The organism is Celeribacter marinus (assembly GCF_001308265.1).
GTDB classification, from domain to species: Bacteria; Pseudomonadota; Alphaproteobacteria; order Rhodobacterales; family Rhodobacteraceae; genus Celeribacter; species Celeribacter marinus.
In genome coordinates this window covers 642,274-654,119 of the sequence record NZ_CP012023.1, presented here as the reverse complement: position 1 = coordinate 654,119, position 11,846 = coordinate 642,274, and the positions used below count along the sequence as shown (strand labels likewise).

The 11,846-nt window shown below is 57.5% G+C and carries 7 protein-coding genes; all 7 read left to right on the top strand.

Annotation, left to right across the window (positions count from 1 at the left end; translation table 11 throughout):
* Nucleotides 1-14 precede the first annotated feature (14 nt).
* The 7 genes from IMCC12053_RS03125 to alaS all read left to right on the top strand — a co-directional run bounded on the left by IMCC12053_RS03125 (nt 15) and on the right by alaS (nt 11,840).
* Nucleotides 15-1,112 (top strand): ABC transporter ATP-binding protein, encoded by a 1,098-nt coding sequence (locus tag IMCC12053_RS03125; protein ID WP_062215659.1) that lies wholly within the window; start codon nt 15-17, stop codon nt 1,110-1,112.
* Between the two features lie 160 nt (nt 1,113-1,272).
* Entirely contained in the window at nt 1,273-2,286 is a 1,014-nt protein-coding gene (locus IMCC12053_RS03120) for a TDT family transporter (protein WP_062220792.1), read from the top strand.
* Between the two features lie 163 nt (nt 2,287-2,449).
* A complete protein-coding gene (guaB, locus tag IMCC12053_RS03115) occupies nt 2,450-3,901 on the top strand; it encodes an IMP dehydrogenase (RefSeq protein ID WP_062215657.1) in 1,452 nt (483 codons plus the stop codon).
* Between the two features lie 81 nt (nt 3,902-3,982).
* Nucleotides 3,983-5,161 carry an RsmB/NOP family class I SAM-dependent RNA methyltransferase gene (locus IMCC12053_RS03110; protein WP_062215656.1) on the top strand — a complete coding sequence of 393 codons (1,179 nt, stop codon included), beginning with the start codon at nt 3,983-3,985 and terminating at the stop codon, nt 5,159-5,161.
* Nucleotides 5,162-5,322: 161 nt separating this feature from the next.
* Nucleotides 5,323-7,620, top strand: a complete 2,298-nt coding sequence (locus IMCC12053_RS03105) for an ATP-binding protein (RefSeq protein WP_062215654.1) — start codon at nt 5,323-5,325, stop codon at nt 7,618-7,620.
* Between the two features lie 322 nt (nt 7,621-7,942).
* Entirely contained in the window at nt 7,943-9,037 is a 1,095-nt protein-coding gene (gene recA, locus IMCC12053_RS03100) for a recombinase RecA (RefSeq protein ID WP_062215652.1), read from the top strand.
* 148 nt (nt 9,038-9,185) lie between these two features.
* Nucleotides 9,186-11,840 carry an alanine--tRNA ligase gene (alaS, locus tag IMCC12053_RS03095; protein WP_062215649.1) on the top strand — a complete coding sequence of 885 codons (2,655 nt, stop codon included), beginning with the start codon at nt 9,186-9,188 and terminating at the stop codon, nt 11,838-11,840.
* The last annotated feature ends 6 nt before the right edge of the window (nt 11,841-11,846 follow it).

Genomic DNA, 11,846 nt, shown 5'->3' with positions numbered 1-11,846 from the left:
GGAGGACAACACCAATGGCTGAGCTGAAACTGACAGATGTGGCAAAGACCTATGGCGGCAAGATCGAGGTGCTCAAAGACATCAACCTCGACATCAAGACGGGCGAGTTGATCGTCTTTGTCGGCCCGTCTGGTTGTGGTAAATCGACGTTGTTACGGATGATTGCGGGTCTGGAAAAGATCACAAGCGGCACGCTGGAGATTGACGGGTTGCGCGTCAACGATGTGCCACCCGCACAGCGCGGCATTGCGATGGTGTTCCAATCCTACGCGCTCTATCCGCATATGACTGTGCGCGAAAACATGTCCTTTGCGCTTAAAATCGCCAAGAAGCCCAAGGCGGAAATTGAGGCGGCGGTGGCCAAGGCCGCCAAGATCCTTCAGCTTGAGGACTACCTTGACCGTCTGCCCAAGGCGCTCTCGGGCGGGCAACGTCAACGTGTGGCCATCGGCCGCTCGATTGTGCGCGATCCAAAGGTCTATTTGTTCGACGAGCCGCTCTCCAACCTTGATGCCGCCTTGCGCGTGGCGACCCGTTTGGAGATCGCACAACTCAAGGAAAGCATGCCCGATAGCACGATGGTCTATGTAACGCATGATCAGGTCGAGGCGATGACCTTGGCCGATAAAATCGTGGTTCTGGCCAACAAAGGCATCGCCCAAGTGGGCAGCCCGCTTGAGCTATACGAGACCCCAGACAACGAATTCGTGGCGCAGTTTATAGGCTCTCCCGCGATGAATCTTCTGTCGGGCGAGATCACCGAGACCGGCGCACAGACCAAAGTCAAACTTGACGGCGAAGGCATCGCGGTATCGAACGTGCCCACGCAGGCCTCCGACATGGGGCGGCGCGTCAATGTCGGTGTGCGCCCCGAGGATTTGACCTTGGTCGAGGCGGGCGGTTTGGGCATCATCAACGGTGAGGTCAATATGACCGAAGCACTTGGCGAAGTGACCTTGCTCTACTTTGTGCCAGAACGTGACAACGATCCTCTGATTGCCAAATTGCCCGGCATTCATAAGGGGTTGCGCGGCACGACTGTCAATCTCACCGCTGATCCGTCCAAGGTGCATTTGTTCGCCAATGGCCTGTCGATGCGCGCCAAGGCGTAATATCCGCAGGTATGTATTCGAAAATCGGGGGCCACGGCCCCCTTTTTTATGGGGTGCGCTCAGCGGGTCGAGCACCGCGACAACGCGGCACGCGCCTGAGGGTGTTCGCGCCGCGCGTGGCGTGATATTCATGGGGCGCAATATGACAAAGGCGCATTCCATGTCTGACACGTCCTCACCTAAGAAACCGTATTTTCCGCCGCCACCGCCGCTCAATGCCCCGCCAAAGGGGCTATGGCGGGCGACACCACCCGCGATCTTTCCACCGATGCTGGGCTTGCTCGGTATGGGGTTGGCATGGCGTCAGGCAGGCGTTGCACTTAATGCGCCTGCGTGGATTGGCGAGCTGATCCTTGGCGCTGTGTCGTTGCTCTATATCTTCGGGGTGATTGCCTACAAAGCCAAGGCGGTGCGCCGTCTGTCAGTGGTCGCCGATGATGTGCGCATTTTACCCGGACGGGCGGGGCTTTCGGCGGGAACAGGCGCGGGGATGCTTCTTGCTGCGGCCCTTGTGCCATTTTCAATTCCCTTGGCCAAAGTCGTGCTTGTGGCCTCTTTAATGGGTCATGCGATCATTGCCGCGTTGATTATCCGTTCGTTCATCATCGGACCGCCTGAACAGCGCCGTGTGACACCCGTGTGGCATCTTAGTTTTGTCGGGTTCATCATTGGCGGTGTTGCGGCTCCTGCGGTGGGTTGGCCCGATTTGGCAAGTCTGTTGTTGGCGACAACCTTGCCCATTGCAGCAGCTATTTGGCTGATTTCTGCGCTGCAATTCGCAAAGGCAGATGTCCCACCGCCGCTGCGCCCGCTGTTGGCTATTCACCTTGCACCCGTTGCGTTGTTCGGGATCGTTGCGGCGGGCCTTGGTCATGGCGGCATGGCTGTGGCTTTTGGGTATCTGGGCGTTGCCGTTATGGCCGTGATGCTGCTAAGTGCGCGCTATTTCACCAAGGGGGATTTTACCGCTTTGTGGGGCGCGTTTACCTTTCCTATGGCGGCGTTTGCCAATCTGATGTTTGCCGCGGCAAAGTTTCAACAGACGCCCTTTGCCATCATCGGCGGGCTTGAACTTGTGGGGGCGACACTCGCCATTTCGGTTATCGCGTTCAAAATCATGCAAATCTGGGCGCGCGGAAAACTGTCCAAAGCGACCAACGCCGCGACGATCTAGAGCCGTCTTTAGCTGTTTGTGTGCCGATAGCGCCGCATCTCGAAATGGGGTGCGGCGCTAAATTTTGAGGGCAGGGGCGCAAAAGCCGCATCAGACCCTTCCCAAGCGGCAAGATCCATGAAATAGGGACATGCCAAACCGTATCACCCCAAGGAGAAGTTGGATGGAGATTCGCGAGGCTCTCACCTTTGACGACGTATTGCTGGTTCCGGGGGCATCATCTGTGCTGCCGTCTACTGCTGACACGTCTACGTTCGTGACAAAATCAATTAAATTGAACATCCCGTTGCTGTCCTCAGCTATGGATACCGTGACCGAAGCGCGTATGGCGATTGCCATGGCGCAGATGGGCGGAATGGGTGTGATCCACAAGAACCTTAACGTGGTGGATCAATCCAACGAGGTGCGCCGCGTCAAACGGTTCGAAAGCGGGATCGTGTATAACCCGATCACGTTGACCGCGGATCAGACCATTGCCGATGCCCGCGCCTTGGCGGTGCAATACAACTTTACGGGCTTTCCCGTGATCGACGGCTCTGGCCGCGTTGTGGGCATTGTGACCAACCGCGATATGCGCTTTGCCACCTCCGAGGACACGCCTGTGTCTCAGGTGATGACGTCTAACAACCTCGCGATCCTGAATGAACCTGCCGACCGCGATGAGGCGATTTCGCTGATGAAAGCGCGCCGGATCGAAAAGCTGCTGATCACCGATGGTGCGGGCAAGTTGACGGGTCTCTTGACCCTCAAAGACACGGAGACGGCCGTTTTGAACCCGTCTGCGTGTAAAGACGATCTTGGCCGTCTTCGTGTCGCTGCGGCGACCTCTGTGGGCGACAGTGGCTTTGAACGGTCTGCCGCCTTGGTCGATGCGGGCGTCGATGTGATCGTGATCGATACGGCGCACGGGCATTCGTCGGGCGTGATTGATGCCGTTGCGCGCGCCAAGAAAGAGTTTGGCGACAAGGTACAAATCATCGCCGGCAACATTGCCACGGGTGAGGCCGCCAAGGCGCTTATCGGTGCTGGTGCGGACGCGATCAAAGTGGGCATCGGGCCGGGGTCAATTTGTACCACACGCATGGTGGCCGGTGTCGGCGTGCCACAGCTCACCGCGATTATGGACTGTGCCGCAGCTGCGGGTGACGTACCGGTGATTGCGGATGGCGGGATCAAGTTCTCGGGCGATTTCGCAAAAGCGATTGCAGCGGGGGCCTCTGTGGCCATGGTCGGCTCGATGATTGCGGGCACGGATGAAAGCCCCGGTGAGGTTATTCTTTACCAAGGGCGCTCGTACAAATCCTACCGTGGTATGGGCTCGCTTGGCGCTATGGCGCGCGGTTCTGCGGATCGCTATTTCCAAAAAGATGCGGCCTCGGACAAACTCGTGCCTGAGGGCATCGAGGGCCAAGTGCCGTACAAAGGAACGGTCGGCACGGTGTTGCACCAAATGGTCGGCGGTTTGCGCGCGGCCATGGGATATACAGGTAATGCAACTGTGGCAGAGATGCGCAAAGGGTGTAACTTCGTCAAAATCACCGGTGCAGGTCTGAAAGAAAGCCACGTCCATGACGTGCAGATCACCCGCGAAAGCCCGAATTACCGCGTGGGCTAAAGCCGTGTGATCATGTAGAAATCTCAACGGGGGCGTCAGGCCCCCGTTGCGTTTTGTCCTCCCATAAGGGTTACGTTGCCAATGACACCGACCGCACGCCTCTCCGCCGCCATCGAATTGCTGGACACAATCTTGTCCGGTGTGAATGCCGAACGGGCCTTGACCAATTGGGCGCGGGGCAATCGGTATGCGGGCTCAAAAGATCGACGCGCGATCCGTGACTACGTCTTTGATGCTGTGCGGTGTTTGCGCTCTTACGCATGGCTTGGGGGAGCGGGCGAGGCGACACCCACGGGCCGCCAAGTGATAATCGGCGCGCTTAGAGCCTCAGGTGTTGATCTGGACACATTGTTCACAGGCGAGCGGTTTTCACCGGAGCCGTTGACGGATGCAGAGCGCGATGGTGTCACGTTGGATGCGGCAGGGCGCGGTGTGCGCCTTGATACGCCCGACTGGTTACTGCCAAAGTTCGACGCGGCATTGGGCGCGGATGCGGATGCTATTTTGGCCATCGGGCGCGAGCGCAGCCCCGTCTTTTTGCGCGTTAATCGCCGCAAGGCCACATTAGGTCACGCGATTGAGATGTTGGCCGAGGATAACATTGCCGCCCAACCCCACGCGTTGAGCGACTGCGCCCTGATCGTAACTGAGGGCGCGCGAATGGTCGCGCGCGCGCAAGCCTATCTCACCGGTGCCGTCGAAGTGCAGGACGCAGGGTCGCAAGCGGTTATCAACGCCTTGCCTGTCCAAGACGGTCAACGTGTGTTGGATTATTGCGCTGGCGGCGGTGGCAAGGCGTTGGCCTTGGCATGCAAAGCCGATGTGGCCGTGACTGCCCATGATATCGACCCCACACGGATGCAAGATATCGCTCCGCGTGCCTCGCGCGCTGGCGTCACAATCACCACCGCGCGTGCGGCGCAACTCGAGGACAGCTACGATTTGATCGTGGCGGATGTGCCCTGTTCAGGATCTGGATCATGGTCACGTGCCCCGCAAGCGAAATGGGCGCTCACCCCAGAGCGTCTTACCGAATTGACTGAGCTTCAGGCGCAAATCCTCAATGAGATTGCCCCACGCGTGGCCAAGGGCGGTGTGCTTGGCTACATCACCTGTTCGCTGTTCGACGTTGAAAATAGCGAACAGATCACGGGCTTTGTTGCGCGCCACCCCGCGTTTACGGTTGAGACATCGCGTCTGATCACGCCCATCGAGGGCGCGGACGGGTTTTTCGTCTGCGTGCTGCGCCATACGGGCTAAGCGCCCGATACGCGCCACAAAACAACTTTACCGATAGTGATGTGTTTATTACAATGGTTACGGGCGCTTAAAGCGCTCGGACCAATTGGGGCGCGCACTCAAAGCGTGCGAACATCTCATTGCCAAAACGGCGAGAAGGATCTTTTGTGAACGCAGCAAATATGAGTGTCGGGCCGCTTGGGCGTCTGGGTCACCGTCTCGCACCTCTTGCCGTGTGGTTTTTTCTCGCGGGTCTGGCCCTGATCGGGGCCGCGTTTTTGGTCGCCAATGCACGCTTGGGCTTGTTGCTTTTTGTTTGCGGGGCGGCGCTGTTTTGGTCCGTGTTGATCTTGCGGGTGTTGATTGCCCGAGAGCGGCGCAAGCGCCTTTTGTTTCACGCAACAATCGCCACATTTGTCGCCCATGATGCCGCCCCGTCCTTTACCACCGATGCAGACGGAACCATTGATTATCAAAATAAATCCGCAGTGAGCCGGTTTGGGGCCTGTGACGGACACTCCATTATTGCCACCATCGAAGGGTTATTTGCCGCCCCGTCTGCCACCCTCACGCGACTGCAAAACCAAGCCCACACCAATGGCGCGGCTTTTGAAGATGTGGCCACCCGTACCGGTCATATGCGCCTGTCGGTGCATCTGGTCGGCGAGGGCGGGGACTGCTTTTTATGGCGTCTGGAGGATTTGACAGAACGCGGCGAGGCGGGTGTTGGCGGTGAGGCGGTCTCGCTTCCCATGCTTGTGCTGTCGCCCAAGGGCAAGCTGTTGTTCACCAATGCGGCGTTGCACCGTTTGATCGGGCACCGCCCGACCTCCCTTGACCGGCTTGTCACCGACTTGCCGCTGCGCAGTGGTGATTTGCATTTGCTATCGGGACAGAGTGCGCCGGTGAGCGCGCGGGTGGTCAAATACGACAGCCCGACAGGGCGCCAAGAGGTCTATTTCCTGCCTGAGTTGACGCCGCAACTGGGGGCATGGACGGATTTTGATGCGTTGCCCGTGGCCTTGCTCAAGGTGAGCGCTGATGGATCCATTCTAGAAAGCAACCGCGCGGCGCGTGATTTGCTTGCGATGCCCGCGGATCCGCGCGCGCTAAATCTCGGCGCGGTCGTCGAGGGGTTGGGGCGTTCGGTGGCGGAATGGGCGGGGGATGTCGCACAGGGACGATTGCATAAGCCAGAGTTCGTGCGCGCGTCATTGCCCGAGAAAGACACGTTCCTACAGATTTCCCTGACCCGCGTCGAAGGGGCAGATGGCGAAACCGAATTGGTCTCTGTGTTGACGGATGCGACCCAACTCAAAGCCCTCGAAGCGCAGTTTGTCCAAAGCCAGAAAATGCAGGCTATCGGTCAATTGGCGGGCGGTGTGGCGCATGATTTCAACAACCTGCTCACGGCTATTTCGGGCCACTGCGATCTATTATTGTTGCGCCACGACAGTTCGGACCCTGAATATGCCGATCTGGTTCAAATCCATCAAAACGCGAACCGTGCGGCTGCACTGGTCGGGCAATTGCTCGCCTTTTCGCGCAAACAAACCCTCAAACCCGAAGTGATCAACCTGCGCGATACGCTGTCTGATCTTACACATTTGCTTAATCGTCTGGTGGGCGAAAAAATCACGCTCGCCGTGTCACATGATGATGATCTACGCCCCATTCGCGTGGACAAACGTCAGTTGGAGCAGGTGATTATGAACCTCGTTGTCAACGCGCGCGATGCGATGTCGACGGGTGGTCAGATCGCGATTGAATCGCGCAACATGCAGTTCAACGAAGCGGTGATAAAGGGGCGGGCAACCGTCCCCGCGGGCGACTACGTGGTGATATCGGTGGCCGATCAGGGACGCGGTATCCCCAAAGAGCAATTGCAGCAAATTTTCGAGCCGTTTTTCACCACCAAGCGCACGGGCGAGGGCACGGGGTTGGGCCTGTCGACGGCTTACGGGATCATCAAGCAAACCGGTGGCTTTATCTTTGTCGATAGTGCGATCGGGATCGGAACAAAGTTTTCGATCTATCTACCCACCCACGCCGCAAGTGCCGCCGATGTGGTCGCTACGGTTGTGACCACACCCAAGCGCGTGGTTGAGCGCGGCGAGGGGGTTGTGCTTTTGGTCGAGGATGAGGCCCCCGTGCGCGCGTTCGCGGCGCGTGCCCTCAAATTGCGCGGCTATACCGTCATCGAGGCCGACTGTGCCGAGGAGGCGTTGGAGCATTTGCAAGATGAGGCCCTACACGTCGATCTGTTCTTGTCCGATGTGATCATGCCCGGAATGGATGGCCCGACATGGGTGACACAGGCGCGTGAGGCGCGCCCGCATGTCAAAGTGATCTTTATGTCGGGCTATGCCGAGGATCATTTCTCGGACCAACAGGCGCAGATTCCCCATTCGGTGTTCTTGCAAAAGCCGTTTTCATTGTCGGAATTGACCGAGGTTGTGCAGGCGCAGTTCGAGGTGTGATTTTTATTTCGCGGCCCTTTGAGATATCACGGGACGGTACACGCCATCTAATCGCCGTGCGCAGTTTGTTTTATTTCAATGCCTTGCGCGGCATTCCTCCCGCTATTTTTAGGGGACGCGCGCCGTATAAATCCGCGTAGAGAATGCATTAACCAGTTTGTGCGACTGCTAGGGGGATCAGTTTTTGGTTGAAATGTTCTCTTTTTGATCTCATAAGGATTTTAGAGAACAAGACAGGAACATAACTTGTCCTTGCGTGCGCCACGGTCCATCGAGTTTCCGTTGCCGCCCCAAGACGGGTGTGAAATAAGGGTAGAGATCAATGGCTAAAGCGGCGGCAGCAGAGATGAGCAAAAACGACAGCAACAAGCAAAAGGCACTGGATAGCGCGCTTGCGCAAATCGAGCGGCAGTTTGGCAAAGGGTCGATCATGAAATTGGGTGCGGATAATCCCGCCCAAGAGATCGAATCGACCTCCACCGGCTCACTTGGCCTTGATATCGCGCTTGGCATCGGTGGTATCCCCAAGGGGCGGATCATTGAGATCTACGGGCCGGAGTCGTCGGGTAAAACCACGCTCACGCTGCACTGTGTCGCCGAAGAGCAGAAAAAAGGTGGTGTATGCGCCTTTGTCGATGCTGAACACGCGCTTGACCCGATCTATGCCCGCAAATTGGGGGTCGACCTTGACGAGTTGCTGATTTCGCAGCCCGACACAGGGGAGCAAGCCCTCGAAATCGTCGACACTTTGGTGCGCTCTGGCGCGGTGTCGTTGGTTGTCGTCGACTCTGTTGCAGCTTTGACGCCAAAATCCGAGTTAGAGGGCGACATGGGCGATAGCTCCGTGGGTGTTCAGGCACGCCTGATGTCACAAGCCATGCGCAAACTCACAGGCTCGATCAACCGCTCCAAATGTACAGTTATTTTCATCAACCAAATCCGGATGAAAATCGGCGTCATGTTCGGCTCGCCCGAAACCACAACGGGCGGCAACGCGTTGAAGTTCTACGCCTCTGTACGTCTGGATATTCGCCGCATCGGTCAAATCAAAGACCGCGATGAGGTCGTCGGCTCCGAGACACGTGTGAAAGTCGTCAAAAACAAAGTGGCACCACCGTTCAAACAGGTCGAATTCGATATCATGTACGGTGAGGGCATTTCGAAAACCGGTGAGCTTCTTGATCTTGGGGTCAAGGCGGGTGTGGTCGACAAGGCTGGCTCATGGTTCTCTTATGGGGATGAACGCATCGGGCAGGGGCGTGAAAACGCCAAGCGGTTCTTGAAAGAGAACTCCCGCTTTGCTCTTGAGATCGAAGATAAAATTCGCGCATCCCACGGGCTTGAATTCGATCTCGCCGAAGAGTTCGCAGCCATTGAAGAAACCACAGATGTGGTTGAGGGCGACGAGGCGGAATAAACGCGGCGCGCCACAGATAAAAACAATCGAAAAAGGGTCGGAACCATCGTGTTTCGGCCCTTTTGCGTGGCGCGGGTGATGGACAGGCTGAGAAAGGGACGATACACCCGAAGGACAGCAATTCCAGCCCAAAAACAAGAGCCCCGACATGCCAAGCGTCAACGATATCCGGTCCACCTTTCTGAACTATTTTGACACCAACGGCCATAAGGTCGTGGACAGCTCATCGCTTGTCCCGCGCAATGATCCCACCTTGATGTTTACGAACTCGGGCATGGTTCAATTCAAAAACTGTTTCACAGGCTTGGAAAAACGCGACTATGTGCGGGCGACATCGGCCCAAAAATGCGTGCGCGCAGGGGGCAAACACAATGACCTCGACAATGTCGGCTACACCGCGCGCCACCACACATTCTTTGAAATGCTCGGCAACTTTTCGTTTGGCGACTATTTCAAAGATGATGCTATCCGGTTTGCATGGGAATTGATCACCGGCGAATTCGCCATCCCAAAAGACAAACTCTACGTCACCGTCTACCACACCGATGACGAAGCCTTTAATATCTGGAAAAAGGTCGGTGTGCCCGAAGAACGCATTATCCGTATCGCCACCTCTGACAATTTTTGGCAGATGGGCGACACGGGGCCGTGCGGTCCGTGCACCGAGATTTTTTACGACCACGGCGACCACATCTGGGGCGGCCCTCCCGGCTCCCCCGACGAGGATGGCGACCGCTTCATCGAGATCTGGAACGTGGTGTTCATGCAAAATGAACGCTTTGCGGACGGGTCTATGACTGATCTGGATATGCAATCCATTGATACGGGCATGGGGCTAGAGCGGATCGCGGCGTTATTGCAAGGTTCGCACGACAACTATGACACCGACCTGATGAAAGCGCTGATTGAGGCGTCTGCGCACGCCACGTCCGTCGATCCGTTTGGCGACAAAAACGTGCATCACCGTGTGATCGCCGACCACTTGCGCTCGACATCGTTTCTGATCGCCGATGGCGTTATGCCGTCCAATGAGGGGCGCGGCTACGTGTTGCGCCGCATTATGCGCCGCGCCATGCGTCACGCGCATCTGCTTGGGGCGAAAGATCCGGTCATGCATAGCCTTGTGCCGGAATTGGTGCGTCAAATGGGCGATGCCTATCCCGAATTGCGTCAGGGCCAAGCCATGATTGAGGAAACGCTCCGCCTTGAGGAAACCCGTTTCAAACAGACACTTGAGCGTGGCTTGAAATTGCTCGATGACGAGTTGGACGGTTTGGGTGAGGGTGAAAAACTTGCGGGTGCCGCCGCGTTTAAACTTTACGACACGTTTGGATTTCCCCTTGATCTGACGCAAGATGCATTGCGTGAAAAAGGCCGTGAGGTCGACACGGACGGGTTTGATGTCGCTATGGCTGAGCAAAAAGCCAAGGCGCGCGCGGCATGGGCCGGATCGGGTGAAACTGCGGATGCAACCGTTTGGTACGATGTCGCCGAAGACAAAGGCGTGAGCGAATTCCTGGGCTACGAGACCGAAAAGGCCGAGGGCGAGATCGTCGCACTCGTAAAAGACGGCGCACGGGTCCAGACCGCAAAGGCGGGCGATACGGTGCAAATCGTCGTCAACCAGACGCCATTTTACGGCGAAAGCGGTGGACAGGTTGGCGACATGGGCGTGATCCGTGTCGACGACAACGTTGCAAAAGTCACTGACACCAAAAAGGTCGCGGGTGTGTTCATTCACATCGCTGAGGTTGTTTCGGGGGCCATCAACGTGGGTGAACCGGCTGTGCTTGAGGTCGATCACACGCGCCGCTCTGCCATTCGGGCCAACCATTCGGCCACGCACCTGTTGCACGAGGCGCTTCGCGTCACGCTTGGCGATCATGTGGCGCAACGCGGATCGCTCAATGCGCCCGATCGTTTGCGGTTCGATTTCTCCCATGGCAAGGCTTTGAGTGCTGCGGAACTGGCCACTGTTGAGGCTGATGTGAACGCGTTTATCCGTCAAAACACGCCGGTTGAGACCCGCCTTATGACCCCTGATGATGCGCGCGCGATTGGCGCTCAGGCGCTGTTTGGCGAGAAATACGGCGACGAAGTACGCGTTGTCTCTATGGGGCGCGCGGATACTGGCAAAGGGTCGGACGGCAAAACCTATTCGCTCGAGCTGTGCGGAGGCACGCATGTGGCGCGCACGGGCGACATCGGTGTCTGTGTGATCACGGGCGACAGTGCATCGTCTGCGGGCGTGCGCCGCATTGAGGCGCTCACAGGTCAGGCGGCGATTGAGTATATGGCACAAGCGGCCGGTCGCGCCGATGAGGTCGCAGCCGTGCTAAAGGCCCCTGTGGGCGAAGTTGTCGACCGTGTCAAAGCGCTGTCTGACGAGCGGAAAAAGCTCGAGCAAGAGGTCGCAAACCTGCGCCAACAGATCGCCATGAGCGGCGGCGCATCAGGTGGCGCGGTTGAGGCGATCACTGTGAACGGCATCGCGTTCCTCGCCCAAGCGTTGGACGGCGTGTCTGGCAAAGATCTACGTGGCTTGATCGATGCGCACAAAAACAACCTTGGCTCCGGTGTGATCCTCTTGATCGCGGATGATGATGGTAAGGTCGCGGTGGCCTGTGGTGTGACCGATGATTTGACGCAAACCGTGTCCGCCGTTGACGTGCTCAAAGCGGCAGTTGCCAAAGTGGGCGGCAAGGGCGGCGGTGGTCGCGCGGATATGGCCCAAGGGGGCGGCAAGGATTTTTCCGGTGCTCAGGCTGCAATTGCAGCGGCTGAGGCCGTGCTGAAGGGATAACAAACC